We start from the raw sequence: 26,622 nt of genomic DNA, 5'->3' as shown, positions 1-26,622 counted from the left end.
GTAGGGCGGTGCTTCGGCGGTTTCCTTCACGGGACAAACATGCTTTTGTCGGCGGGACTTGATCCACCGAGACCAGAGGCCGCCTCTTGCCCTATCGCTCCACGGAAATCCTGCCGCGCGGAACCGGCGGAATTCGCACGCCCATCGATGCCGTCGTTCTGGCGCACGACCAGCGCCATGTGCGCCGCAAGCTCCTGCACATGCGCAGCGACGATATCGTGATGCTCGATCTCAAGGAGCCGGTGCAGCTTGCCCATGGCGACCTCCTGCTCACCGAAGCGGGCGAGGTGATCGAGGTCATCGCCGCCGAGGAGGAGCTCCATGAGGTGACGCCGAAGGATCGCCTGCATCTCGTCGAGCTTGCCTGGCACCTCGGCAACCGGCACTTGCCGGCGCAGATCGAGGATGCCCGCATCCTCATCCTGCGCGACCATGTCATCCGGGACATGCTGACCGGGCTCGGCGCCGCGGTGCGGGATGTCGTCGAACCCTTCCATCCGCTGCGTGGCGCCTATCACGGCACGGGACACGGCCATCACCATCACGGCCATGGCTGACACGGCGTCGCCCGCGGCCCCGCTGCGCCTGATGACCTGGCTCTCGCCAGCCTTTCCGGTCGGCGCCTTCTCCTATTCCGGCGGCCTGGAACAGGTGGTGAGCGACGGGGATGTCGAGGATGCGCAGACCCTTGGCGCCTGGCTTTCGAGCCTTCTTGCGCATGGCAATCTCTGGAACGACGCGGTGCTTTTTGCCGAGGCACATCGGGCCTGCGGGGATGCGGCGCGGCTGGCGGCGGTCGCTGAACTCGCGGCGGCGCTGTCGGGCTCGGCGGAGCGGCATCGCGAGACCATGCTGCAGGGCGAGGCCTTCCTCGCCGCCGCGGCGAGCTGGCCGCATCCGGTGCTGGCGGCGCTCGGCGGCGCAGCCGCCTATCCGGTGGCCGTCGGCGCCGTTTCGGGCGGCCACGGCATTACGGCCGAGGCGGCGCTCGCCGCTTATCTGCACGCCGTTGCCTCGAACCTCGTCTCGGTCGCCATCCGCTGCGGCGTCATCGGCCAGCGGGACGGCGTGGCGCTGCTGGCGGAGCTGGAAGGATGGGTCCTCACGCTCGCCACGGCCGCGGCCCGCTCGACGCTCGACGATCTCGGTTCGGCCGCCATCCGGGCGGATATCGCCAGCCTGCGGCACGAGACGCTGGCGACGCGGCTGTTCCGCTCATGACGGCGCTTGCGGCTGCGTGCAACGCGGCACAGATTTCCAATAAAGGGGTGGCGGCGTTCCAAGCCGGTCATCCCGGATCTTCCGGAGGCTTCCCATGACATCGAAGAACGGTCCCCTACGCGTCGGCATCGGCGGCCCCGTCGGCTCGGGCAAGACGGCGCTCACCGAAAAGCTCTGCAAGGCGATGCGCGAGCATTTTTCCGTCGCGGTCGTCACCAACGACATCTACACGAAGGAGGACGCCGAGGCGCTGGTGCGCATGCAGGCGCTCTCCTCGGACCGCATCGTCGGCGTGGAGACGGGCGGCTGCCCGCACACGGCGATCCGCGAGGACGCCTCGATCAATCTCCAGGCCATTGCCGACCTCAACCGGCGGTTCCCCGATCTGGATGTTGTCTTCATCGAATCGGGCGGCGACAATCTGGCCGCCACCTTCTCACCGGATCTTGCGGACCTGACGATCTATGTCATCTCGGTCTGCCAGGGGGAGGAAATCCCGCGCAAGGGCGGGCCGGGCATCACGCGCTCAGACCTGCTGGTCATCAACAAGAAGGACCTCGCCCCCCATGTCGGGGCCGATCTCGATGTCATGCAGCGCGATGCCGAACGCATGCGGGCCGCCAGGCCCTTCGTCTTTTCCGATATGAAGCGAGGGGAGGGCGTCGGACGCATCGTCGACTTCCTGCGCGTCGAGGGCGGGCTCTGATCCCGCCCCGGCGAGGGTACGTCAGATCCGGCGCAGGGCCTCCGGGTCGCCGATATGGACGAGGCGGCCGCGGACATTGACGCTGTGGCCCCGCAGCATGGAGAAGGCGCGTGACAGCGCCTCGGGCGCCAGTCCCAGCTTTCCGGCAAGCAGGCTCTTCTGGTAGGGCAGGCGGAAGCTGGTGGCCTTGTCCTCCGCCGGGCACTGGGCGAGCAGGTAGCGCGCCACGCGCTGCGGTGCGGTGTGCAGGCGATCGTCGGCAAGGCTGGCGAAGGCCCGCGCCAACTGGCCGGAAAGCGCGTTGGCGAGCGCCATCGCCAGGTCCGGCCGCCGCCCGGCGATGTCGCGCACGCGCTTCAGGTCGAAACGGGCGATGAGGGAGGGCTCGGCCGCCTGTGCGGTCGCCCCGTAGCGGCCGCCGTCGAGCACGACGCTGGCGCCGATCAGGTCGCCGGGACCGTAGAGCTCCACATCCGCCTCCCGGCCGTCCGGGTCCAGCTTGTAGACGCGCACATAGCCGGAGAGAACGGAATGCAGCATGTCCGCCGGCTCACCCTCGCGAAACAGCATCTGGCGCGCCGGCAGGTTGCCGATGGCCGCTATCTCCATCATCGCCGCCACGCTCTCCACGCCAAGGGCGGACAGGAGGCCGGAATTCAGCAGGGTTTCCCGTTCCCGGGCACCGGGTTTCATCAGCCTGTTCATCGATCTCACTCCATGCTCCCGCAGGCATCATCGGTCTTCGATGGGGAGAACGATAGTCGAGGAAGGGGAAGTCTTATTTGATTTCGATCAATGAACGCGAAAACGGCCGGCTCGACACCTGTCGAGCCGGCCGTTTGTTTCGTCCTGCGGCTATTCCGCGGCCAAGGGCGAGTGGTGCACGACGCTGAACGGCTTTCGCTCGCCGTTTTTCTTCTCGAGCGTCTCGATGCGCTTTTCGAGATCGGCGACATCGCGGCTCGTCTGGTCGGCAAGGCGGGTCAGGGCTTCCGGCTCCATCGCCAGCAACTCATCGTCCTTCTTGCCGACGAAGCGGCCGAACGTCCAGGCGAGCAGGCGGGAAAGGTCGTCCATGATGAGGAAGAAGGACGGCACGACGACGAGCGAGAGCACCGTCGAGACGATGATGCCGCCGATGACGGCGATCGCCATGGGCGAGCGGAAGGAGCCGCCTTCGCCGACGCCGAGCGCCGAGGGCAGCATGCCCGCCGACATGGCGATGGAGGTCATGACGATGGGGCGGGCGCGCTTGCGGCCGGCCTCGATCATCGCATGCACCCGCTCCATGCCGTGGTGCATCATCTCGATGGCGAAGTCGACGAGCAGGATAGCGTTCTTCGTCACGATGCCCATCAGCATCAGGATGCCGATGAGGACGGGCATGGACAGCGCGTTCTGCGTCAGGATCAGCCCGGCCGCCACGCCGCCGATCGCGAGCGGCAGCGAGAAGATGATGGTGAAGGGCTGGATCACGTCCTTGAAGAGCAGAATCAGCACCATCAGCACGAGCAGCAGGCCGAGCAGCATGGCGTTGGCGAAGGACTGCTGCATCTCGCCCTGGATTTCCGTGTCGCCGCTTTCGGCGAGCTGCACGGTCGGCGGCATGTCGATGCCGCTGGCGATCTCCTTGAAGCGGGCTGTCGCCGTGTCCAGCGCGACGCCGGGCTTGAGGTCGGAGCCGATCGAGACGACGCGGTTGCGGTTGTGCCGCTTGATGGAGCTCGGGCCTTCCGAATAGTCGATATCGGCCACGCTCGACAGCGGCACGAACTGTCCGCCCGCCGTCTGGATCTTCAGGTTGCGGATTGCGCCGAGATCGGCACGGAAGTCGCGGTCGACCTGCACGCGGATCGGGATCAGCCGGTCGTCGAGCGAAACCTTGCTGAGCTGGGAATCGATGTCGCCGATGGTGGCGACCCGCACGATCTCCGAGATCTGCGCCGTGGTGATGCCGAGGCGGGCCATCTGTTCGTCGCGCGGGCGGATCTGCAGTTCCGGCCGCGGCAGCGAGCCTTCGGAGCTGACATTGGCCAGAACCGGATCGGCGCGCAGCTTCGATTCCAGCACGGCGACGGTGGCGTTCAGGTCCGCCTCGTTGTTGGAGAGCAGGTTGAAGGCAAGGTCCCGTTCGCCGCGGTCGTTGAGCTTGATGACGCGGACATCAGGGATTTCGCGCATCGTCGCGAAGATGTCCTTCTCGATTTCCCACTGCGGACGCAGGCGCCCGTGCGCCTCCATTTTCGGCAGGTACTGGCCGATCAGCGGAATGCGGCCGGCGACGTCGTTGACCAGCTTGTAGGTGAGCGAATGCTCCAGCTTGTCGAGGATGACGGTCACCGAGGCGCGGCGCAGTTCCAGGTCGCCCTTCGGCGAGGAGCCACCGAGCACGAAGACGCTTTCCACCCCGTCGATGTCCTTGACCCGCTCGAAGATCTGCGTCGTCGTACGGTCGGTATCTTCAAGCATGGCATCCGGCGGCAGTTCCACGGAGAGCACGACGCGGGAAGCGTCTTCCGGCGGAAGGAAGCTGCCGGGCACGGTCGAAAGCAGGGCGACGGAGCCGATCAGGAAGCCGATGGCCGCCAGAAGCGTCGCGTAACGGGCGTACCACTTGCTCGTCGTCTTGCTGACGAGCCAAGTGTAGCCGCGCATGAAGGCGCCTTCCTTCTCCTCGCCGTGGCCGTCCGCATCGCCGGAGCGCATGAGATAGGCTGCCATGACAGGTGTGATGAGGCGCGCCACCGCAAGGGAGAAGAACACCGCCACCGCGACCGTCAGGCCGAACTGGATGAAGTACTGGCCAGGAATGCCGGGCATGAAGGAGACCGGCACGAAGACCGCGATAATGGTGAAGGTCGTGGCGATGACGGCGAGGCCGATTTCATCCGCCGCCTCGATCGCCGCCTTGTAGGGCGATTTGCCCATGCGGATGTGCCGGGCGATGTTCTCGATCTCCACGATCGCGTCGTCGACGAGGATGCCGGTCGCCAGCGTCAGCGCCAGGAATGAGACGAGGTTCAGCGAGAAGCCGAGCATGTCCATGACGAAGAAGGTGGGGATCGCCGAAAGCGGCAGCGCCACCGCCGAGATCAGCGTCGCCCGCCAGTTGCGCAGGAAGAGTAGCACCACGGCGACGGCGAGCAGCGCGCCTTCCAGGAGTGTGTGGAGCGCGGCCTCGTAGTTGCCGTAGGTGAAGTAAACCGCGTCGTCGACGATCTGGATCGAGACGTCCGGATACTGCGCGCGCACTTTTTCCAGCGATTTGGCGACGGACTCGGCGACCGTCACTTCGCTGGCGCCCTTCGAGCGGAAGACGGCGAAGGTGACGACCGGGTTGCCGTTGAAGCGTGAGAAGGAGCGCGGCTCCTGGTAGGTGTCCGTGACGTTGCCGAGTTCGGAAAGCCGCACGAAGCGGCCGTTCGGCAGCGCGATCATCGTGCTGGTCAGCTTTTCGACGGAGCGGGCGTCGCCGAGCGTGCGGATCGCCTGTTCTGCCCCGGCGATCTGGCCGCGGCCGGAGCCGACGTCGGCGTTCATGTTGCGGATCTGGCGGTTCACATCGGCGGCGGAAATGCCGAAAGATTCCAGCTTGTCCGGGTTGAGGTCGATGCGCACCTCGCGATCGGCGCCGCCGAAGCGATCGATCTTGCCGATGCCGGGCTGGCCCTGCAGCGCCCGCTTGATCTTGTCGTCGACGAACCAGGACAGCTCTTCCAGCGTCATGTTCGGCGAGGAGACGGCAAACGTCTGGATCGCCTGGCCTTCCACATCGATCTTTGTGACGACCGGCTCCTCGATGGAGGCCGGCAGGTCGCTGCGGATGCGGTCGATGGCGTCCTTGACGTCCTGGAGCGCTTGGTTTGTCGGCTTCTCGATCTCGAAGAGCACGGATGTGAGGGAATTGCCGTCGGTGACGGTCGACATGATGTCGTCGACGCCCTCGATACCGGCAACCGCGTCCTCGATCTCCTTGGTGACCTGCACCTCAAGCTCGGCCGGGGCGGCGCCGCTCTGGTCGACATTGATGGCGATGACCGGCACGTCGATGTTCGGGAAGCGCGTGATCGGAAGGGCGTAGAAGGATTGGATGCCGACATACATCAGCAGGAAAAACGCGAGCAGCGGCGCAATCGGATTGCGAATGGACCAAGCTGAAAAATTCATGTCCCCAAAGTCCTCGATAAGAGACCAGACGTTTCCGTATGTTTCGGCGCAGTTCCGCGGCGCAAGCCAAGCTGCGCCCTTGCCGATCCTGCTCCAGGCATCCAGCCCAATCCCGGATCGCCCGCCATGCGACCGGGCGCCCCAGCCCGGCATTGCCTCCCGCCTTGCGCGGAAGCGGCCCCGCTGCGGCGGAGCCCTCCTGTCATTTCGTCGCCGAGGCCTGCACGGCATGCACCGGATTGATGCGGTCGCCCTCGCGGACATAGGCACCGGCCTTGGCGACCACCTCGTCGCCGGCCGCAAGGCCGCTGACGATCTCGATCACCTGGCCGTCCTGGATGCCGGTTTCGACCGGCACCAGCTTGACCACGCCGTCCTCGACCTTGCGGGCGACCGTCTTGCCGCCGGCTGTCGTGACGGCGGAGAGCGGCAGCACGACGCCTTCCTTTTCCTCGACGACGATTTGCGCGCTGGCGAACATGCCGGCGCGTGCCTTGCCGGGTTCGTCGAAGCGGATATAGACGCGGCCGAGGCGGCTTTGCGGGTCGAGCGTCGGCTCGACGAGGCGGATCGTGCCGGTAAGCGTGGCGGCCCCGCCGGCGAGCGTGACGGTCGCCTTCTGGTCCGGGGCGAGCTTGAGGATGCCGTCCTCGGAAACGTCGGCCTTCAGCTCGATCTCGCCGTCGCGAATGACGGTGAAGAGCGGTGCTGCCGCGCCGCTCGCGATCGCGCCGATCTTGGCCGTGCGGGCGGAGACGATGCCGGCGACCGGCGACTTCACCGCGGTGCGGGCAAGCTTCAGGTCGATGTCGTCGATCTGCGACTGGGCGACCTTGATGTCGGCCTGCGAAACGGCGATCGCCTGCTCGGCGGAATTGACGCGGGCGAGCGCCGCATCCGCGGCGGCAACGGCCTGGTCGGCGGCGGCCTGCGACTGCGAGCCGGACTTGACGAGCCGCTGGGCCCGGTCGCGGACGCGCACGGCCTCATCGGCATTGGCCTTGGCCTCGACGAGCTGGGCCTCAATCTGGGCGAGGGCGGCATTCGCCTTGGCAAGCGAGGCTTCGGTCTGGCTCTTCTGCAGCACCAGCGCATCGTCGTTCAGCGTGGCGAGCGTGCCGCCCGCCTCGACCCGGTCGCCGACATCGGCGGCAAGCGTGCGGATGGAGAGGCCGTCGACGAGCGGGGTGACATAGACGTCTTCAACCGCCTGGACCGAGCCGGTCGCAACCACGCGATCGACCAGCGTGCGCGTTTCAGCGGCGGTGACGACGATTGCCGGGAGGTTTTGCGCCTGCTGCTTGTCGGCCTCGCCCTCCGCCGGATCGGCGGCAAGAGCGAAAAGCGGCGTCACCGTCAAGAATGTCGCGACGGAAAAAGAGAGAACTTTCCTGCGTCCAGAAGCCATAGGCCGAACTTTCCCAAAAGCATGACTTTATGATCTCGGCCCGGGCGCTGTTCTTGAGGTTCTTGCCGGACCCTATTTCCTAGCAATATGGCGGACACGGAACGGCTCCCCGGCTCCTCCACGCTCCCGCTGTGCGGTCTATGTAGTCGGCGCGCCCTGTCCTTGCAAGAGGCAACGAAATGGTGCCTCATTATTTTATGCGTTTGGCATTTCGATGGCAATCGTGACGGACTGTCGCAACCGGGCCGCGATCTCGCGGCCCTCGAAACGAAACATGCGGGGCCTGAGGCCCCGCATGTCGCGCGATCAGGCGGGAGGACTACTTCAGCGCTTCGTCGGTGATCTCGTGCGTCCAGGCGCCTTCCGGCTCCTTGGAGATGACCGGATCGGAACCGCCGGCGAGCAGCGAGGCGACGGTGCGCTTGTAGTCCGCCTCGTCGAGCGCGCCGTTAGAACCGGCCGTCAGCTTGGCGATCTCGCCCATCATGCGCTTCTGGTGGGCTTCGGTCTGGGCGCCGGTCGAATCGTTTTCGAGAACGATGTCGGCGGCTTCGTCCGGGTTCTCCTCGGCATATTTCCAGCCCTTCATGGAGGCGCGCACGAACTTGACCATCTTCTCCTTGAAGGCGGCGTCCTTGAGCTTGTCCTCCAGCACGTAGAGGCCGTCCTCCAGCGTGGCCACACCCTGGTCCTCGTACTTGAAGGTGACGAGATCCTCCGGCTTGATGCCCGCATCGAGGACCTGGCCGTACTCATTGTAGGTCATGGTGGAGATGCAGGCGGCCTGCTTCTGGATCAGCGGATCGACGTTGAAGCCCTGCTTCAGCACGGTCACGCCGTCCGGTCCGCCGTCGGTCGGGATCTTCAGGTGGCTCATCCAGGAGAGGAAGGGATATTCGTTGCCGAAGAACCAGACGCCAAGCGTCTTGCCCTTGAAGTCCTCCGGCCCCTTGACGCCGGATTCCTTCAAACAGGTCAGCATCATGCCCGAGGACTTGAAGGGCTGGGCGATGTTGACGAGCGGCACGCCCTTTTCGCGGGTGGCAAGGGCGGACGGCATCCAGTCGACGATGACGTCGGCGCCGCCGCCGGCGATCACCTGGGCGGGCGCGATGTCCGGTCCGCCCGGCTTGATTTCCACGTCGAGGCCTTCTTCCTCGTAAAAACCCTTGTCCTTCGCGACGTAGTAGCCGGCGAACTGGGCCTGGGTCACCCATTTCAGCTGGAGCGTCACCTTGTCGGCGGCCTCGGCCTGGAACGCGGCAAGCGAGAAGGCGCTTGCCAAAAGGAGCGATGCGATCTTCGTTTTCATGTCAGTTCCCTCTTTTCTTTATTTTACGCCTGCCCACCGCGGACAGACGGATGCCAGAACGTGACGGCCCGCTCGACGAGCGCGACGATCCCGTAGAAGGCGGAGCCAGCCACCGCGGCGACCGCGATTTCGGCCCAGACCATGTCGACATTCATGCGGCCCACTTCCGTGGAAATCCGGAAGCCCATGCCGACGATGGGCGTTCCGAAGAATTCGGCAACGATCGCACCGATCAGCGCGAGCGTGGAATTGATCTTGAGCGCGTTGAAGATGAAGGGCCAGGCGGCGGGAAGGCGCAGCTTGACGAGTGTCTGGAACCAGTCGGCAGCGTAGGTGCGCATCAGGTCGCGCTCCATGTGGCTCGTCGCGGCAAGGCCGGAGACGGTATTCACCAGCATGGGGAAGAAGGTCATGATGACGACGACGGCGACCTTCGACTGCCAGTCGAAGCCGAACCACATGACCATGATGGGCGCGACGCCGATGACCGGCAGTGCCGAGACGAAATTGCCGAGCGGCAGCAGGCCCTTCTGCAGGAAGGGCGAGCGGTCGATGAGGATCGCGACGAGGAAGCCGAGGCCGCAGCCGAGCGCATAGCCGACGAGCACGGATTTGAGGAACGTCTGGCGGAAATCCGCCCAGAGCGTCGGCACGGAGCTGATCAGCCGTGCCCAGATCGTGCTCGGCGGCGGCAGCAGCACGGAGGGGATGCTGAAGCCCCTGACGATGCCTTCCCAGATGACGAGGATGGTGACGCCGAAGACCAGCGGCACGGCGAGGCGCGCGGCGCGATCCATGGCCGGGCTCGCGAATTTCCGGCGGACGAGCCATTCGTTGAAGGCCCAGGCGGCGAGCCAGAAGACGATGGCGGATATCAGGATCGAAAGGTTCATGCCCGCGCCCCCATGCGTTTGAGGACGAGGCTGTGCGCGAAGCCGACGACGATGACGAGCAGCGCCGCCACTGCCGCCGCCATGAAGAGTGCCGCCCAGATCTGCACCGTCTGGCCGTAATAGGAGCCGGCGAGCAGGCGCGCGCCGAGGCCGGCGACGGCGCCGGTCGGCAGTTCGCCGACAATGGCGCCGACGAGCGAGATGGCGATCGCCACCTTCAGCGAGGTGAAGAGGTATGGCATGGAGGCGGGCCAGCGCAGCTTCCAGAAGGTCTGCGCGGAGGACGCGTTGTAGGTGTGCATGAGATCGAGCTGGATCTGCTCCGGGCTGCGCAGCCCCTTCACCATGCCGACGACCACCGGGAAGAAGGAGAGATAGGTCGAGATCAGCGCCTTAGGCATCAGGCCGGATATGCCGACCGCATTCAGCACGACGATGATCATCGGCGCGATGGCGAGGATGGGAATCGTCTGGCTGGCGATGACCCAGGGCATCAGCGAGCGGTCCATCGCCCGGTTGTGCACGATGGCGATGGCCAGCAGGATGCCGAGCGCCGCACCCATGGCAAAGCCGAGCAGCGTCGCCGACAGCGTGATCCAGGCATGGTAGACGAGGCTGCGCCGGGAGGTGACCGCCTTGTTGACGGTCGTGTCCCAGAGTTCGGCGAAGACCTGGTGCGGCGCGGGCAATACCGGCCGCTCCTGCGCCATTGTCTTCGGCAGCAGCTCCATGAAGCCGATCGTTCCGCCCGCGCGCGCCGCCTGGTCGCGCTCGAAGGGGGCGTTCAGCACGACGACGAAGACGTACCAGACGGCGACGAGCGCGACGAGGACGGTGCCGATCGGCAGCAGGCGGTCGCGAAGGAAGCTGGCCTTGCCCATGGCTCAGCTCCTTGCCGGGGCGGGCATGAGCATCAGCCCCATCGCCAGGATGCCGAGACCGACGCCGGCAAGCTGGGTGCTGTTGAGGCGTTCGCCGAAGAAGAAAAAGGCGATGACGTTGATCAGCAGCAGCTGGGTGATGGCGGACAGCGAAATGGCAATGCCGAGCCCCCCTTCGCGCATCAGCTTCAGCATCATCAGGTTGCCGACGATGTAGAGCGCCATGGAGAAGAGCAGGTAGAGGATGTTCGTCGTGCCGATATAGGCACGCGATGCGGTCGCCGCACCGATGAAGACGGTGGTCGCGCCGAAGAGCCAGAGCATGTAGGAGAGCTTCATCAGGCGTGCTCCTCGTAGCTGTGGCCGGCGCGCAGGCCCTCGCGCACCCGGTGGGCGATCTCGAGGAATTGCGGGGTTTCGCGGATGCCGAGCGGGCGCTCCTTCGGCAGGGGCGATTCGATCACGTCGGTGACGCGGCCGGGGCGGGGGCTCATGACGACGATCTTCGTCGAGAGGTAGACGGCCTCGGGGATCGAGTGGGTGACGAAGCAGATCGTCTTCCGCGTGGCGGCCCAGAGTTTCAGCAACTGTTCGTTGAGATGGTCGCGCACGATCTCGTCGAGGGCGCCGAAGGGCTCGTCCATCAGCAGCAGGTCGGCGTCGAAGGCGAGCGCGCGGGCGATCGATGCGCGCTGCTGCATGCCGCCGGAGAGCTGCCAGGGATATTTCTTGCCGAAGCCGGAAAGATTGACGAGGTCGAGCGTGCGCTCGATGCGCGCCTCTTGGTCCGCCTTCGAATAGCCCATGATCTCCAGCGGCAGGGCGATGTTCTTCTCGATGGTGCGCCAGGGATAGAGTGCGGCGGCCTGGAAGACATAACCGTAGGCGCGGCGCCTGCGCGCCTCTTCCGGCGTCATGCCGTTGACGGTGATGGTGCCGGAGGTCGGCCTCTCCAGATCCGCGATAACGCGCAAGAAGGTCGTCTTGCCGCAGCCGGAAGGGCCGATGAAGGAGACGAAATCGCCCTTTTCGACGGAAAGGTCGACGCCCGTCAGCGCGGTGACCGGGCCATCGGCGGTCTGGAAGGTGAGGCCGAGGCCCTTGGCGGACACGACGGTGCTGGAGGCTGTTGCATGGGACATGGCGGTCATCTTTCGGCGCGGGTTGCGGCAGACTGCATGTCCATTCTCAGCATTGCAATCGGCATTGTCTGCAGTATCACTTTGGGCACGGAATTCTCACGCTGGAACCGGGGGAAGAGACGATGGCGGTGGAGACGAAGGCCGAATGCCGGGTGGTTCGCCCGGGCAGCACCTATGGCGGAAAACAGGGGTTCAGCTATTTCGAGGGCATCGCCCGCGAGAGCGTTGGCGCCTCCGGCATCTGCATGCATCTCCTGACGATCCCGCCGGGCGGGCGGGCGAAGGCGCACATGCACGAGAGCCACGAGACGGCGATCTACATGCTCTCCGGCGAGGCGCATACCTGGTACGGCGCGCGGCTGGAGAATCACGTGATCGTCAAGGCGGGCGAGATGTTCTACATCCCCGCCGGCGTGCCGCACCTGCCGGCCAATCTCTCCGGCGAACCCGCCTCGGCGGTCATCGCCAGGACAGATCCCCACGAGCAGGAGAGCGTGGTGCTTCTGCCGCATCTCGAGGCGCTGGTTGTGATTTAGGCGGCGGGGGAACGCACCTCCCTCTGTCCCGCCGGACGTCTCCCCCTCAAGGGAGGAAATCGAAAGGCCGGTCCGTTTCCCCGGATCGTACAGGCATCGCTCGCGGCAAGAGCGCATCCTGGTTTGAGGTATGATCAGCGCTCCCAGCCGATCTCCCCCCTTGAGGGAGAGATGTCCGGCAGGACAGAGGGGGGTGAATGCTGTTCGCAGGCTCCTCACGTCTTGCACCGCATCAGCGGCCCCCAGCGCGTGCCATCGGGAAAGCTCACGGTGTAGCCGCCGCCGTCGGGCGTCAGCGTCAGCTCGTAGGGCGTGGCCTCCTCGTATCCTTCCTCATGGCATTCGGCGGCGACCTTCGTCGCGCCGCCCACCCGATTGCCTTCGCCCTTGAACGCGCAATAGGAGGCGGCGGTGGTGACGCCATCCTTGTTCAACAGGAAGAAGAAATCGGCGCCGGAGGATTCGCCCGTCTCGGCGTAGCGGCAGCCTTCCGCGTCGCCATAGCTGCCATCGACGATGTCGGCCGCCGCCCCTGCCGGACCGGCGAGAACCATGCCGAGGAGAAGGGCGAGGCGGCCGGCGCGGATCATACGCCGCTCGCCGGAATGCCGCTGCGCTCCACCTTGCGCGGCGCGGTGATCTCCTTCCAGGTCGACAGCGCCTTGTTGACGGCCGCAAACGGCTCGCGCTTGACGAACTGGCCGTGGCCCTCGCGGGTCTTCACGGTGCTCTCCTCGATCGCGACCACGCCGCGCGTCAGGGTATAGCGCGGCAGGCCAGTCACCTCCTTGCCCTCGAAGACGTTGTAGTCGATCGAGGATTGCTGGTTCTTGGCGGAGATGGTCTTGGAACGCTTCGGGTCCCACACGACGATATCCGCATCCGCGCCGACGAGGATCGCGCCCTTCCTCGGATAGACGTTGAGGATCTTGGCGATGTTGGTGGAGGTGACCGCGACGAACTCGTTCATCGTCAGCCGGCCGGTGTTGACGCCGTTGGTCCAGAGCATCGGCATGCGGTCTTCCAGGCCCCCGGTGCCGTTCGGGATCTTGCGGAAATCGCCGGCGCCGGTTCGCTTCTGGTCGGTCGTGAAGGCGCAGTGGTCGGTCGCCACCACCTGCAGCGAGCCCGCGGCGAGGCCGGCCCAGAGCGAATCCTGATGCTGCTTGTTGCGGAAGGGCGGGCTCATGACGCGGCGGGCGGCGTGGTCCCAGTCCTTGTTGAAATATTCGCTCTCGTCCAGCGTCAGGTGCTGGATCAGCGGTTCGCCATAGACGCGCATGCCGCTCTGCCGGGCGCGGCGGATGGCTTCGTGCGCCTGTTCGCAGGAGGTGTGCACGACATAAAGCGGCGCGCCCGCCATGTCGGCGATGATGATGGCGCGGTTCGTCGCCTCGCCCTCGACGGAGGGCGGGCGGGAATAGGCGTGGCCTTCCGGCCCGTTGTTGCCCTCGTCCATCAGCTTCTGCTGCATGGCGGCGACGACATCGCCGTTTTCCGCATGGACGAGCGGCAGCGCGCCGAGCGCGGCGCAGCGCTGGAACGAGGCGAACATCTCGTCGTCGTTCACCATCAGCGCGCCCTTGTAGGCCATGAAATGCTTGAAGGTGTTGATGCCCTTCTCCTCGACGACGGCCTTCATCTCGTCGAAGACCTGTTCGCCCCACCAGGTGACGGACATGTGGAAGGAATAGTCGCAATTGGCGCGGGTCGACTTGTTGTCCCAGCGCTTCAGCGCGTCGAGCAGCGACTGGCCCGGATCGGGCAGGCAGAAATCGACAACCATGGTCGTGCCGCCGGCAAGGCCGGCCCGCGTACCGCTCTCGAAATCATCGGCCGAATAGGTGCCCATGAAGGGCATTTCGAGATGCACATGCGGATCGATGCCGCCCGGCATGACATAACAGCCCGCCGCATCCAGCATCTCGTCGCCGGAAAGGTCCGGGCCGATCTCGACGATCCTGCCACCGTCGATCTTTACGTCGGCCTTGTAGGTGAGGTCCGCGGTAACGACGGTTCCGCCCTTGATGACTGTGCTCATTGCGCTGTCCTCTACTGCTTGGTGGAAATGGTGACAGTGCGTGTGTCGACATCCCATTCGTATTCAGTTTCTCCGACACCCTGCTGAAGCAGGCGCGCTTCGATCTCCTCATCGAGGCCACCATCAAGATATTGCACCCACAATGCTTCTGCGGCGTCCTCAGCTTTGGGGCCGGTGAAGACAAAGGTAACGGACTTGCCTGCCATGCTGATTCTCCCGATGACGTCAGGCTGACCCGAAGAGGGTGCCCGGTTCCTTATATCGCGTCGATTGGCTGGATTCGCAGGTCTTGCCCGCGAACCGGGTTCACTCCGCAATCCCCGCCGTCTCGATCACCGCATGGAGCAAGACATCGGCCCCGGCGGCGGCCCATTCCCTGGAAATGTCCTCCGCCTCGTTGTGCGAAAGGCCGCCCACGCAGGGGCACATGATCATCGTCGCCGGCGCCACCCTGGCGGCCCAGCAGGCGTCGTGGCCGGCGCCGGAGATGATGTCCCTATGGCTGTAGCCGAGGTCCTCGGCCGCCTTGCGGACGGTGGCGACCAGCGTCGGGTCGAAGGTGACGGGGTCGAAATGGCCAACCGGCTCGACGGAACAGCCGACGCCGAGCGCCTCGCAGATCTTCGGCGCCTCCGCCTCGATGCGGGCGCGCATGCCGTCGAGCTTGGCCTGGTCCGGCGAGCGGATGTCGACGGTGAAGACGACCTTGCCGGGCAGCACGTTGCGCGAGTTCGGCGAGAAGAACACCTGGCCGACGCCGCCGACGGCGCCCGGCTGGTTCTCCATCGCGACGGTCTGCACCATTTCGAGGATGCGGGCCATGGCGAGCCCGGCATTGACGCGCATGGTCATCGGCGTCGAGCCGGTATGCGCCTCGCGGCCGGTCAGCGTGAATTCCAGCCACCACAGGCCCTGGCAGTGGGTGACGACGCCGATGTCCTTGCCTTCCGCCTCGAGGATCGGCCCCTGTTCGATGTGATATTCGAAATAGGCGTGCATTTTCCGCGCGCCGACCTCTTCGTCGCCCACCCAGCCGATGCGCTGCAGTTCCTCGCCGAAGGTTTTTCCCTCCGGGTCCTTGCGGCCATAGGCGTAATCCTGCGTATGCACGCCGGCGAAGACGCCGGAGGCGAGCATGGCGGGTGCGAAGCGCGCGCCTTCCTCGTTCGTCCAGTTGGTGACGACGATCGGATGCTTCGTGCGGATGCCGAGATCGTTCAGCGAGCGCACGACCTCCAGGCCCGCCAGCACGCCGAGCACGCCGTCATATTTGCCGCCGGTCGGCTGCGTATCGAGATGCGAGCCGACATAGACGGGCAGGGCGTCGGGATCCGTGCCTTCGCGCGTCATGAACATGTTGCCCATCGTGTCGACGCCCATGGTAAGGCCCGCGCCGTCGCACCAGGCCTGGAACAGGCGGCGGCCCTCGGCGTCCGAATCGGTCAGCGTCTGGCGATTATTGCCGCCGGCAATGCCGGGGCCGATCTTCGCCATGTCCATGAGGGAATCCCACAGGCGGTCCGCGTTGACACGCATGTTCTCGCCGGGTGCGGCCATGTCTATGCTCCCATGTCATCGGGCTTTTGCAGCCCATTTTCGTTCCCGCCGGCTGGCGGCGCCCTTGTTGTTTTGCGCCTTCCGATCAGCAGTTGCCTTTGCGCGATAACTGACTGATAATTTGACCGGTTGGTAAACATTACAGCTTCCGTTGCGGCACTCAAGCCGAAAAACCAAAAACTTGGGCTGCACCCAAGAAAATGGCGGCTGGTTAAACTGGTGAATTTGGCGGCACTTTTCCCGGCGACGGGGAGGCCGAGGGGGCACGATGGCATTACCAAGGGCGGCGAGGACACAGCGGCGCACGCGCATCCAGGAGGCGAAGGAGGAGCAGATCCTCGAGGCGGCGCTGGAGGTCTTCTCGCTGCACGGGTTTCGCGGTGCCACCGTCGACCAGATCGCCGAGGTCGCCGGCATGTCCAAGCCGAACCTGCTCTACTATTTCCGCACCAAGGAGGCGATGCACCGGGCGCTGATCACCCGGGTGCTGGACACCTGGCTCGACCCCTTGCGCGAATTCGATGCGGAGGGCAATCCGGTGTCGGAGATCCGCAGCTATATCCGGCGCAAGCTGGAGATGGCGCGGGATTTTCCGCGCGAGAGCCGGTTGTTCGCCAATGAAATCCTGCAGGGCGCGCCCAACATCGAGGACGAGCTGAAGGGGCCGCTGAAATCGCTCGTCGACGAGAAGGCGGAAGTCATCCGCACCTGGGCGAAGGCGGGCAAGATCGCCAAATGCGACCCGTACCACCTGATCTTCTCGATCTGGTCGACCACCCAGCACTATGCCGATTTCGACGTGCAGGTGCGCGCCGTGCTGGGGCAGAACCAGGCCGGCGAGGGGCGGTTCGAGGATGCGGCGCGTTTCCTTGAGCAGCTTTTCCTAACCGGCCTCAATGTCAGCGAGCAGCCGGCGTAGATTTCGACTTGGCCGGCTCCGCCTTGGGCTGGCCGAAGAGGCTGGCGGCGATCTGCTCGCGTTCGCGCCACAGGGCCGGCAGGGCGAGAAGCGCAATGCAGACGACGGCGATCGACGTCTTGGTGAGCTGCGAGAGTTCCGGCGTGCGCCCGTCCGCATAATAGACCGCGTAGACGATGGCGACGTGCCAGACATAGACCTGCAGCGAATGGCGGCCGAGCAGACGCAGGAAGCGCAGGGTGAAGACGCCGGTAACGATGCCCGCGAGCTTGCGGACCCACAGGTTGTGGTGCTTCGGCCCGGCGATTAGCAGCCAGGCGAGGCCGGTCGCGACGGCCGCGAAGTTCAGGAGGTAGACCGGACCGAAATCGGCGCGGATCTCCATGGTCGCGAACTTGTCGAGCACGGATTGCGGCAACAGGTCCCAGGCCGTGACGATGCGCAGCGGCAGGAAGAACAGGCAGATGGCGAGCGCGACCTTCGGCAGCCGCGTCTTTTCCGGAGAGAAGATGCGGTTCCAGTCGATCCTGTCCTGCGCGGTCAGCGCGCCGATGACCAGGGCCGAGAAGAACACGATCTGCCAGCCCAGCATGTTGAAGCTTGCGCGGATGCCCTGGTCGTCGGAGCCGGTGAACAGCGTGTTCAGGGGATCGGTGACGAAGCGTTGCAGGCCGAGCTGCGCGGCCATCCAGACGATCAGCGAACCGGCCAGCACCTGCGCCCACTTTCCCTTCAGGCAGAGCCAGACGAGCGGCGGGGCGAACAGCATGTAGACGATGTATTGCGGCAGGATGTCCATGAATGTCGGCTGGAACAGGAAGGTGGCGATCGCCGCCAGCCGCAGCGGCTGGTCGAAATTCGTATAGCCGAGCCAGTTGTACCAGAGCCGGTAGGCGTCGGGCAGGAACATCTGCACGACGAGTACTGCCATGACCGTGCCCATGGCGTAGCGGTAGAGCTCGAAGGCGCGGTTGCGAATGAGCTGGCGGCCGGTGTCATAACCGTATTTCAGCATCTTGCGGGCATAGACCATGCCGATGAGCAGGCCGGAGAGGAACACGAAGCCCTGGGCGTCCTCCACGAAGGCGAACTGGCGATGGTTCACTTCCATCATCCAGTAGCCGCCGACAAAGACGAGGTGATTGATCAGCATGAAAACGAGGAAGTAGCCCCGCATGCCGTCGATAATCTCAAATCGCTTCAAAATATGCGCTCCGCCGATACTCAAGATACGCCCCAACGGGATGGCAACGCATGAGGCGGCGGATCGTTCCAGGAAAAATCAATCCGGCAGCCACGCCATCAGCGCCAGGCCGCAGGCGGTGACGAGGGCGCCGGCCAGCACCGGCGGGCTTGCCCAGCCATGGCCGAGAATCCCTTCGAGCAGGATGATGAAGCTCGGCGTCAGGTAGCCGTAGCCGAGCACCTTGGAGGCGGGCAGGCGCATCGAGGCATATTGCAGCAGCAGGAAGGTGCCGGCCGTGGTGACGACAGCGAGATAGGTGACCGCGGCGTAGACGGCGACGGGCAGGGCGGAAAAATCCGTTTCGATGAGGCCGCCTATGCCGGGCGGCACCAGCCAGAGCGTCGCGCCCACCGTCACCCAGAAGCCGAAGGCGACGGCCGGCTCGCCCCGGTCGAAGCGGCGGATCAGCGGCACGTAGAGCGCATGGCAGATGACGCCGACGAAAAAGATCATCTCACCGGCGCCGATGTCGAAGGCGAGGATGGCGTCGATATTGCCGCGGAAGATGACCCAGACCGCGCCGGCGGCGGCGATGAGGAGGCCGGCGAGCACGCCGGGCCGGGTCCTTTGCCCGAGCACCGGCAGCGCGAAGCCGGCGCTCAGGAGCGGCATCAGCGTGAAGACCGCGCCGGTGGCGACGGGGCTGGTGAATTCCAGCGCCATGAACATGGTGAGCATGTAGACGGCGATCAGACCGCCGAGCAGCAGGAAGCGCCAGGCCTGCTTCGGCAGGGCCATCGGAATCCGGAAGGCGCCGAAGGCGAGCGCCGCCATCACGACGACGGTCAGGATATAGCGCCAGAGCATCAGCGGCTCGGCCTCCATGGCGCGCGCCGCAAGCCCCCCGAAGGAGAACGAACCGGCGATCAGCACCGCAAAGAGCAGCATGGCGAGGTGGCCCTTCAGCTTTTCGCGGCCTTTGGCGTGAATGGAAAGGCCTGCCGGGGCCGGCATACGCTTCGTCAAGAAAATCATCCTATTGTCTGCGGCGCGGCATGCTCATAGAGCATTTCCGGCAAGTGTGCGCAGCGGTCTTGTGTCCGCAAGTGCGAAAAATCGGGGTGCGCCGCTCCCACAGGAAAGCCGCAATCGCCGCCCATAGGCCGGCGGCACGTGAGAGGACATTGCATGACGACGGCCATCGGCTTCAAGGACACGGACCGCAAGACGAGCGAACTGCTTGAGGACATCATCCAGTCGATCAAGGGCGAGCACATCACGCTGCGCGACCTGCTTGCGATGATGGGCGAAAGCGGCCTGCTGCTGCTCTGCGCCTTCCTGTCTCTGCCGTTCCTCTTTCCGGTCTCGATCCCCGGCGTCTCCACCGTTTTCGGCGCCGGCATCGTGCTGATCAGCGCGGCGATCACGCTCAACCGGCTGCCCTGGCTGCCCGGCAAGGTTGCCGACCGGCGGCTCGAGAGCGGCAAGCTCCGGCCCGTGCTGGAGCGCGGGGTGACGTTCCTGCGCAAGATCGACCGGTTCTTCAAGCCGCGCATGACGGCGCTCACGACCGGCGCGCTGATGAACCGCGTCAACGGGCTGGTGCTGATGGGGGCGGGGCTGCTGCTCATGGCGCCGCTCGGGCTCATTCCCTTCTCCAACACGCTTCCCGGCGTCGCCATCCTCCTGCTCGCCGCCGGCATTTCGCAGCGCGACGGGCTGGTGGTGCTTGCGGGCTACGTGATGGTGGCGCTGACGATCGTCTATTTCGCCGCGCTTGCGTTTCTGGCCTATAGCGCGGGGCAGAGTTTTCATTTCTTCGGGTGAGATTGGGCTCGGGCGCCGCGCTTTTCTCCGATAATCCGCCACCCTTTCCTCTTCCGTCATCCTCGGGCTTGACCCGAGGATCCACGCGTCACGGCACCGTGTTGCATTGTGGCATTGGATCCTCGGGTCAAGCCCGAGGATGACGGAGAGTGTGGGTCGACCAGAGAGGATGGTCCTCCGGAACGGTCGCGCCAGGAACAGAGGCCGGCAACGCGACGCCGGATATAGAGGCCGGCGCTTCGGGGCTGTTGCCAAGCGCCGGCCATGGCTCAAACCTTCCCTTACTCCGCCGCCTGCCGCGCCATCGGGTTGTTCGGGTGGGTCGTCCAGTTGGCGTAGTTCGGATCGACCGGCTTGCCGGTGCGCTGATCCAGGACGCCGGGCTCCAGGCCCACCATGGTGATGCAGTTCTCCACCGGGCAGACGTTGACGCAGAGGTTGCAGCCGACGCACTCGTCCTCCATCACCTCGAAATGCCTGATGCCGTCGACGAACTGCGTGATCGCCTGGTGCGAGGTGTCCTCGCAGGCGATGTGGCAGCGACCGCACTTGATGCAGGCGTCCTGGTCGATATGGGCTTTGGCGATGTAGTTGAGGTTGAGGTACTGCCAGTCCGTGACGTTGGGCACCGCGCGGGCGATGATGTCGTCGAGGCTGCGGTGGCCCTTGGCATCCATCCAGCTGGAGAGCCCGGTGATCATCTCCTGCACGATCTTGAAGCCGTAGGTCATCGCCGCCGTGCAGACCTGCACGTTGCCGGCGCCGAGCGCCAGGAACTCCGCCGCGTCGCGCCAGGTGGTGATGCCGCCGATGCCCGAGATCGGCAGGCCGTAGGTTTCCGGATCGCGGGCGATCTCGGCGACCATGTTGAGGGCGATGGGTTTGACCGCCGGGCCGCAATAACCGCCATGGGTGCCCTTGCCGCCGACCGTCGGGTTCGGTGCGAAACTGTCGAGGTCGACGGAGACGATCGAGTTGATCGTGTTGATCAGCGATACGGCGTCGGTGCCGCCTGCCTTGGCGGCACGGGCCGGCTTGCGGATGTCGGTGATGTTCGGCGTCAGCTTGGTGATGACCGGCATGCGGGTGTACTGCTTGCACCAGCGCACGACCATCTCGATATATTCCGGCACCTGGCCGACCGCCGCGCCCATGCCGCGCTCGGACATGCCGTGCGGACAGCCGAAATTGAGCTCGATGCCGTCCGCGCCGGTCTCTTCCACCAGCGGCAGGATCGCCTTCCAGCTCTCCTCCTCGCAGGGCACCATGATGGAGGCGATCAGCGCCCGGTCCGGCCAGTTCATCTTGACCTGCTTCATCTCGCGCAGGTTGGTGTAGAGGTCGCGGTCGGTGATCAGTTCGATATTGTTGAGGCCGAGCAGGCGGCGGTCGGCGCCCCAGATCGCGCCGTAGCGCGGGCCGTTGACGTTGACGACCGGCGGGCCTTCCTCGCCGAGCGTCTTCCAGACCACGCCGCCCCAGCCCGCCTTGAAGGCGCGCTCGACATTGTAGGCCTTGTCGGTCGGCGGCGCGGAGGCGAGCCAGAAGGGGTTGGGCGACTTGATGCCGACGAAATTGTTGCGAAGATCAGCCATGTCTCATCCTCCCCTTCAAGCGACGGCAACGGCGGGCTGCGCACCGGCGGCCAGCATGCGGTTGATGGAATCGGCCGCATCGCGCCCTTGCGCGACCGAGGTGACCGTCAGGTCCTCGCCGGCCTTCACGCAGTCGCCTCCCGCCCAGACATTGGCGATGGACGTGCGGCCTTCCGCGTCGATGGCGATGCGGTTGCCGGCCATGGCGAGCGAACCGAGGCCGCCAGCCTCGAAGGTCTGGCCGATGGCCTTGAAGATCTGGTCGGCGGCCAGCACCCCGGTCTCGCCGGTGCCTGTCAGCTTGCCGTCCCGCATCTCGGTATATTCCACCTCGATGCCGGCGACATGGCCGTCTCTTGCGATGACGCGCTTCGGCTGCAGCCAGTGGCGGATCATCACGCCCTTGGAGGCCGCAAGGTCCTGCTCGAATTCCGAGGCGTTCATGTGCTCCTTGCCGCGGCGGTAGCAGATGGTCACCTCTTCCGCGCCGAGCAGCTTTGCCTGCACGGCGGCGTCGATCGCCGTCATGCCGCCGCCGATGACGACGACGCGCCGGCCGACCGGGATGGTCGCCTTGTCCGTCGCCTGGCGCAGCTCGGCGATGAAATCGACCGCGTCGACGACGCCGGGCAGGTTCTCACCCTCCGCGCCGAGCGCGTTGACCCCGGCAAGGCCCATGCCGAGGAAGACGGCGTCGAAATTGGCGGTGAGGTCGGCAAGCGTGAAGTCGCGGCCGAGCTTCAGGCCGTTCTTCACCTCGATGCCGCCGATGGACAGCACGTAGTCGACTTCCGCCTGGGCGAAATCATCGACCGCCTTGTAGGTGGCGATGCCGTATTCGTTGAGGCCGCCGGCCTTTTCGCGTGCCTCGAAGATCACGACGTCATGGCCGTTCATGGCGAGGCGGTGGGCGCAGGCGAGGCCCGCCGGGCCGGCTCCGACGACCGCCACGGCCTTGCCCGTGCGGGCGGCGCGCTCGTAGAAATGCTTGTTTTCCGTCATCGCGACATCGGTCGCGTAGCGCTGCAGGCGGCCGATCTCCACCGGCCGGTGCTCGGCGGTGTTGCGCACGCAGGCCTGCTCGCAGAGCGTCTCGGTGGGACAGACACGGGCGCACATGCCGCCCAGAATGTTCTGGTCGAAGATGGTCTTGGCCGAGCCGATCGGGTTGCCCGTCGAGATCTGGCGGATGAACATCGGAATGTCGATGGAGGTGGGACAGGCCGTCATGCACGGCGCGTCGTAGCAGAAGTAACAGCGGTCGGCGGCGACCAGGGCCTCGTGATCGTCGAGGCGAGGATGAAGGTCGGAAAAGTTCGTCTCGTATTCGGCAGGCGCAAGACGCCCCCGATGGATCCCAGATTGCGTCGTTCCCATAATTATCTCCCATTCGCGTGGGCTTTTTCAATGAGAGAACGGTAACCCAGCTTTATTTTTTTATCAAACGGTAAAATTTCAAAAGAAAGGCTGGTTTTTCAGGGCTTCCAGCGAAAATAAACATGAGAATTATGGTTATGTTTTCCTGCCGCTCTCCGGAGTGCTGTTCCGGCTGCGCCATCAGATGGCGTTTGACAGGTCGCCGGAAAAGATGCAGCAAATCGTCTGGAACAGCAGGGGAAAACCATGGCGAAGCGGGCGGAAACCACCGGGCGGCTGGACGATGCGGCAAGGGCCGGCTGGCTCTACTATGTCGCGGGCCGTACGCAGGACGAGATCGCCGCCGCCATGGGCATCTCCCGCCAGTCGGCGCAGCGCCTCGTCTCGCTCGCCGTCGCCGAGCGGCTGATCAAGGTGCGGCTCGACCACCCGATCGCCGAATGCCTGGAGCTTGGCGAGGAACTGAAGAAGAAGTTCGGCCTCGTGCATGTCGATATCGTGCCGAGCGATCCGGGCTCCACCTCCACGACGATCGGCATTGCGGAGGCAGGTGCGGCGGAGATCGAGCGCTGGCTGAAGAAATCCGAGCCGATCGTGCTCGCCGTCGGCACGGGGCGCACGCTGAAGGCGGCGATCGACCAGCTTCCGGCGATGGAATGTCCGCAGCACCGCATCATGTCGCTGACCGGCAATATCGGGCCGGACGGTTCGGCGGCCTACTACAACGTCATCTTCTCCATGGCCGATGCGGTGAAGGCCCGGCATTATCCGATGCCGCTGCCGGTTCTCGTCTCCTCCACGGAGGAGCGCGACCTCCTGCACAAGCAGAGCCTCGTGCAATCGACGCTGCAACTCGGCCGCGAGGCGGATGTCGCCTTCGTCGGCATCGGCGAGCTCGGCGCGGATGCGCCGCTCTGCCTCGACGGGTTCCTCGATCCGGAGGAGATGGCCCGTCTGATGGAGGAGGGGGCCGCCGGCGAGATCTGCGGCTGGATGTTCGACCGGGACGGCAGGCTGCTCGAAGGCAGCATCAACGAGCGCGTCGCCTCCGTGCCGCTGCCGCCGCGCGAGACCACCACCGTCATCGGCCTTGCCAAGGGCAAGCGCAAGTATGCGGCGCTTCTGGCGGCGCTTCGCGGGCGCATGATCAACGGCGTCATCACCGACGAGGCCACCGCCCGCCACCTGCTTTCGGCCTGATCCGAGCCGCCTTCCCGGTAAAAATTCTCCATGAGATTCAACGGCCGTTGCTCTGCTTTGTGCGGTGCAGCAACGATTGGCCGTTGACTTGTTGCGGCAATATGCGAGTAATTGCCCATGAGCAAAGCAAATGCTCAATACCTTTCTGGGAGGAAGATAATGTATTTGAAGACCCTTTTGCTGGGCACCTGCTCGGCTGCGCTCCTGTGCGGTTTCGCCAATGCCGAAACGCTCACCATCGCCACCGTCAACAATGGCGACATGATCCGCATGCAGGGGCTGACGGACGATTTCACGGCCAAGAACCCCGATATCGAGCTGAACTGGGTGACGCTCGAGGAAAACGTTCTGCGCGAGCGCGTCACGACCGACATCGCGACGAAGGGCGGCCAGTACGACATCATGACGATCGGCACCTATGAGGTTCCGATCTGGACCAAGCAGGGCTGGCTCGTGGCGCTCGACAATCTCGGCGCCGACTACGACGTCGACGACCTGCTGCCGGCCATCCGCGCCGGTCTGACGGGCGAGGACGGCAAGCTCTACGCCGCGCCGTTCTACGGCGAATCCTCCTTCGTCATGTACCGCAAGGACCTGATGGAGAAGGCCGGGCTCACCATGCCCGACGCGCCGACCTGGGAGTTCATCGCCGACGCCGCCCGCAAGATGACCGACCGCACGGCCGGCATCAACGGCATCTGCCTTCGCGGCAAGGCCGGCTGGGGCGAGAACATGGCCTTCCTGACGGCGACGGCGAACGCCTTCGGCGCCCGCTGGTTCGACGAGAACTGGAAGCCGCAGTTCGACCAGCCGGAATGGAAGAACACGCTCGACTTCTACGTCAAGCTGATGAACGATGCCGGCCCGCAGGGCGCGTCCTCGAACGGCTTCAACGAGAACCTGGCGCTGTTCCAGCAGGGCAATTGCGGCATGTGGATCGACGCCACGGTCGCCGCCTCCTTCGTCTCGAACCCGAAGGAATCGACGGTCGCCGACAAGGTCGGTTATGCCCTCGCCCCCGATACGGGCCTCGGCAAGCGCGGCAACTGGCTCTGGGCCTGGAACCTCGCCATTCCCGCAGGCACGCAGAAGGCCGAGGCGGCGGAAAAGTTCATCGCCTGGGCGACCAGCAAGGACTACACCAAGCTCGTCGCGGAGAAGGAAGGCTGGGCGAACGTTCCTCCGGGCACACGCTCCTCGCTCTATGCGAATGCGGACTATGAGGCGGCCGCGCCCTTCGCCAAGATGACGCTCGACTCGATCAACGCCGCCGATCCGAAGAACCCGGCCGTCAAGCCGGTGCCCTATGTCGGCGTGCAGTTCGTGGCGATCCCGGAATTCCAGGGTCTCGGCACGACGGTCGGCCAGCTCTTCTCGGCCGCGCTCGCCGGCCAGATGTCGGTCGACGACGCGCTCGCCCAGGCCCAGCAGGTCACGACACGCGAAATGACCCGCGCCGGCTACATCAAGTAATCATCTCCTCCCCAAGGACAGGCTGCCCGGACGCGCTCCGGGCAGCCGATGAGACGAGTGCTGATCCGGGTCCGCCCCTCATCCCCCTGCCGGGACCTTCTCCCCGCAGGCGGGGAGAAGGAGGAAAACGGCGCGCCCATCGTTCCTCGCCCCGTTTACGGGGAGAGGATGCCGGCAGGCAGGTGAGGGGCGGCTGCGCCATAAATTCGTAAAGCGATTGTACAGGCCGGCCATGCCGGCTTTCGGGAGGATGAAAGCATGGCGACGGAGAACACGCGTGGTTTGGCGCGGTTGATGTTGGCGCCCTCAGTCGGGCTGCTTCTGGTGTGGATGATCGTTCCGCTGGCGATGACGCTGTGGTTCTCGTTCCAGAACTACAACCTGTTGAACCCGGCCAATGTCAGCTGGGCGGGGCTGTTCAACTATCAGTATTTCTACACCGACCCGGCCTTCTTCCAGTCGATCTGGAACACGCTCCTGATCGTCGGCGGGGTGCTGCTGATCACCGTCGTCGGCGGCATCGCGATTGCGCTGCTGCTCGACCAGCCGATGTGGGGCCAGGGCATCGTGCGCATCATGATCATCTCGCCCTTCTTCGTCATGCCGCCGGTGGCCGCGCTGGTGTGGAAGAACATGATCATGCATCCGGGCTACGGCGTGCTGGCGGACATCAACCGCGCCGTCGGCCTGCAGCCGGTCGACTGGTTCGCGCAGTATCCGCTGTTCTCGATCATCATCATCGTCGCCTGGCAATGGCTGCCGTTCGCCACCCTCATCCTCTTGACCGCGCTGCAATCGCTCGACGGCGAGCAGAAGGAGGCGGCGGAGATGGACGGGGCCGGCTTCGTCTCCCGCTTCGTCTACCTGACGCTGCCGCATCTTTCCCGCTCGATCACCGTCGTCATCCTGATCCAGACGATCTTCCTGCTCGGCGTCTATGCGGAGATCCTCGTCACCACCAACGGCGGGCCGGGCTATGCCTCGACCAACCTGCCGTTCCTGATCTACCGCACGGCGCTGCTCGGCTACGACGTCGGCGGCGCCTCGGCCGGCGGCATCATCGCCGTCATCCTCGCCAACATCGTCGCCTTCTTCCTGATGCGCGCCGTCGGCAAGAACCTGGACAAGTAGTTTACCGCCGTTCCGGACGGAACACCGCTCCGCACGGTCCCGGAACAGCC

The 26,622-nt window shown here is 65.2% G+C and carries 25 protein-coding genes; 9 read left to right on the top strand and 16 right to left on the bottom strand.

Annotated features, from left to right (window positions below):
- Positions 1-86 precede the first annotated feature (86 nt).
- The 3 genes from ureE to ureG all read left to right on the top strand — a co-directional run bounded on the left by ureE (position 87) and on the right by ureG (position 1,927).
- Positions 87-557, top strand: a complete 471-nt coding sequence (gene ureE, locus AABF56_RS13320) for an urease accessory protein UreE (RefSeq protein WP_443021106.1) — start codon at positions 87-89, stop codon at positions 555-557.
- Complete coding sequence (locus AABF56_RS13315; protein WP_272806278.1) at positions 550-1,221, top strand: urease accessory protein UreF; 672 nt, start codon at positions 550-552, stop codon at positions 1,219-1,221. The genes ureE and AABF56_RS13315 overlap by 8 nt, the downstream gene beginning before the upstream one ends.
- A 94-nt stretch (positions 1,222-1,315) precedes the next feature.
- Entirely contained in the window at positions 1,316-1,927 is a 612-nt protein-coding gene (ureG, locus tag AABF56_RS13310; protein WP_050744079.1) for an urease accessory protein UreG, read from the top strand.
- A gap of 21 nt (positions 1,928-1,948) precedes the next feature.
- On the opposite strand, the gene AABF56_RS13305 is transcribed toward ureG, so the two are convergent.
- From AABF56_RS13305 to AABF56_RS13270, 8 genes are all read right to left on the bottom strand, one after another.
- A complete protein-coding gene (locus AABF56_RS13305) occupies positions 1,949-2,632 on the bottom strand; it encodes a Crp/Fnr family transcriptional regulator (RefSeq protein WP_244768474.1) in 684 nt (227 codons plus the stop codon).
- 150 nt (positions 2,633-2,782) lie between these two features.
- Positions 2,783-6,094 (bottom strand): efflux RND transporter permease subunit, encoded by a 3,312-nt coding sequence (locus AABF56_RS13300; protein WP_272806277.1) that lies wholly within the window; start codon positions 6,092-6,094, stop codon positions 2,783-2,785.
- A gap of 202 nt (positions 6,095-6,296) precedes the next feature.
- Positions 6,297-7,448: an efflux RND transporter periplasmic adaptor subunit gene (locus AABF56_RS13295; RefSeq protein WP_272806276.1), complete on the bottom strand. Its 1,152-nt coding sequence runs from the start codon at positions 7,446-7,448 to the stop codon at positions 6,297-6,299.
- A gap of 373 nt (positions 7,449-7,821) precedes the next feature.
- A complete protein-coding gene (locus AABF56_RS13290) occupies positions 7,822-8,814 on the bottom strand; it encodes an ABC transporter substrate-binding protein (protein WP_244768477.1) in 993 nt (330 codons plus the stop codon).
- A gap of 23 nt (positions 8,815-8,837) precedes the next feature.
- The gene (locus AABF56_RS13285; protein WP_244768478.1) at positions 8,838-9,707 is read right to left on the bottom strand and encodes an ABC transporter permease; all 870 of its coding nucleotides are present in this window, start codon (positions 9,705-9,707) and stop codon (positions 8,838-8,840) included.
- Complete coding sequence (locus AABF56_RS13280; protein WP_244768479.1) at positions 9,704-10,588, bottom strand: ABC transporter permease; 885 nt, start codon at positions 10,586-10,588, stop codon at positions 9,704-9,706. Before AABF56_RS13280 ends, AABF56_RS13285 begins: the two co-directional genes overlap by 4 nt.
- Positions 10,589-10,591: 3 nt before the next feature.
- Complete coding sequence (locus AABF56_RS13275; RefSeq protein ID WP_272806275.1) at positions 10,592-10,927, bottom strand: hypothetical protein; 336 nt, start codon at positions 10,925-10,927, stop codon at positions 10,592-10,594.
- Positions 10,927-11,730 (bottom strand): ABC transporter ATP-binding protein, encoded by an 804-nt coding sequence (locus tag AABF56_RS13270; protein ID WP_272806274.1) that lies wholly within the window; start codon positions 11,728-11,730, stop codon positions 10,927-10,929. Before AABF56_RS13270 ends, AABF56_RS13275 begins: the two co-directional genes overlap by 1 nt.
- Before the next feature lie 122 nt (positions 11,731-11,852).
- Between AABF56_RS13270 and AABF56_RS13265 the strand changes: the two genes are divergently transcribed.
- Positions 11,853-12,266, top strand: coding sequence for a cupin domain-containing protein (locus AABF56_RS13265; RefSeq protein WP_272806273.1), 414 nt, complete (start codon positions 11,853-11,855; stop codon positions 12,264-12,266).
- A gap of 215 nt (positions 12,267-12,481) precedes the next feature.
- Here the strand turns inward: AABF56_RS13265 and AABF56_RS13260 are convergent, their stop codons facing one another.
- The 4 genes from AABF56_RS13260 to AABF56_RS13245 form a co-directional block, all read right to left on the bottom strand.
- On the bottom strand, positions 12,482-12,856 hold the full coding sequence (locus AABF56_RS13260) for a hypothetical protein (protein WP_272806272.1): 375 nt from the start codon (positions 12,854-12,856) through the stop codon (positions 12,482-12,484).
- Positions 12,853-14,307: a dihydropyrimidinase gene (gene hydA, locus AABF56_RS13255; protein ID WP_272806271.1), complete on the bottom strand. Its 1,455-nt coding sequence runs from the start codon at positions 14,305-14,307 to the stop codon at positions 12,853-12,855. The genes AABF56_RS13260 and hydA overlap by 4 nt, the downstream gene beginning before the upstream one ends.
- A gap of 11 nt (positions 14,308-14,318) precedes the next feature.
- Positions 14,319-14,513, bottom strand: coding sequence for a hypothetical protein (locus AABF56_RS13250; RefSeq protein ID WP_272806270.1), 195 nt, complete (start codon positions 14,511-14,513; stop codon positions 14,319-14,321).
- Positions 14,514-14,613: 100 nt separating this feature from the next.
- Positions 14,614-15,864, bottom strand: coding sequence for a Zn-dependent hydrolase (locus AABF56_RS13245; protein WP_272806269.1), 1,251 nt, complete (start codon positions 15,862-15,864; stop codon positions 14,614-14,616).
- 268 nt (positions 15,865-16,132) lie between these two features.
- On the opposite strand from AABF56_RS13245, the gene AABF56_RS13240 reads away from it, so the two are divergent.
- The gene (locus AABF56_RS13240; RefSeq protein ID WP_064330994.1) at positions 16,133-16,783 is read left to right on the top strand and encodes a TetR family transcriptional regulator C-terminal domain-containing protein; all 651 of its coding nucleotides are present in this window, start codon (positions 16,133-16,135) and stop codon (positions 16,781-16,783) included.
- Here AABF56_RS13240 and AABF56_RS13235 read toward each other — a convergent pair.
- Positions 16,764-17,987 carry an OpgC family protein gene (locus tag AABF56_RS13235; protein WP_272806268.1) on the bottom strand — a complete coding sequence of 408 codons (1,224 nt, stop codon included), beginning with the start codon at positions 17,985-17,987 and terminating at the stop codon, positions 16,764-16,766. The genes AABF56_RS13240 and AABF56_RS13235 overlap by 20 nt on opposite strands.
- Positions 17,988-18,065: 78 nt before the next feature.
- A complete protein-coding gene (locus tag AABF56_RS13230) occupies positions 18,066-18,995 on the bottom strand; it encodes a DMT family transporter (protein WP_272806267.1) in 930 nt (309 codons plus the stop codon).
- A 162-nt stretch (positions 18,996-19,157) separates the two neighbouring features.
- Here AABF56_RS13230 and AABF56_RS13225 point away from each other — a divergent pair, with 162 nt between their 5' ends.
- On the top strand, positions 19,158-19,796 hold the full coding sequence (locus AABF56_RS13225) for an exopolysaccharide biosynthesis protein (protein WP_064330992.1): 639 nt from the start codon (positions 19,158-19,160) through the stop codon (positions 19,794-19,796).
- 281 nt (positions 19,797-20,077) lie between these two features.
- Here the strand turns inward: AABF56_RS13225 and preA are convergent, their stop codons facing one another.
- A complete protein-coding gene (gene preA, locus AABF56_RS13220) occupies positions 20,078-21,391 on the bottom strand; it encodes an NAD-dependent dihydropyrimidine dehydrogenase subunit PreA (protein ID WP_272806266.1) in 1,314 nt (437 codons plus the stop codon).
- Positions 21,392-21,406: 15 nt separating this feature from the next.
- A complete protein-coding gene (locus AABF56_RS13215) occupies positions 21,407-22,768 on the bottom strand; it encodes an NAD(P)-dependent oxidoreductase (protein WP_272806265.1) in 1,362 nt (453 codons plus the stop codon).
- A gap of 246 nt (positions 22,769-23,014) precedes the next feature.
- Here AABF56_RS13215 and AABF56_RS13210 point away from each other — a divergent pair, with 246 nt between their 5' ends.
- The 3 genes from AABF56_RS13210 to AABF56_RS13200 all read left to right on the top strand — a co-directional run bounded on the left by AABF56_RS13210 (position 23,015) and on the right by AABF56_RS13200 (position 26,572).
- Complete coding sequence (locus AABF56_RS13210) at positions 23,015-23,968, top strand: sugar-binding transcriptional regulator (protein ID WP_272806264.1); 954 nt, start codon at positions 23,015-23,017, stop codon at positions 23,966-23,968.
- A 159-nt stretch (positions 23,969-24,127) separates the two neighbouring features.
- Positions 24,128-25,441 (top strand): ABC transporter substrate-binding protein, encoded by a 1,314-nt coding sequence (locus tag AABF56_RS13205; RefSeq protein WP_272806263.1) that lies wholly within the window; start codon positions 24,128-24,130, stop codon positions 25,439-25,441.
- Between the two features lie 258 nt (positions 25,442-25,699).
- Complete coding sequence (locus AABF56_RS13200) at positions 25,700-26,572, top strand: carbohydrate ABC transporter permease (RefSeq protein WP_272806198.1); 873 nt, start codon at positions 25,700-25,702, stop codon at positions 26,570-26,572.
- Positions 26,573-26,622 lie beyond the last annotated feature (50 nt).

Origin of the sequence: Shinella sp. WSC3-e (assembly GCF_945994535.1) — a bacterium.
GTDB lineage: Bacteria > Pseudomonadota > Alphaproteobacteria > Rhizobiales > Rhizobiaceae > Shinella > Shinella yambaruensis.
This window is presented reverse-complemented; position numbering and strand designations above follow the sequence as displayed.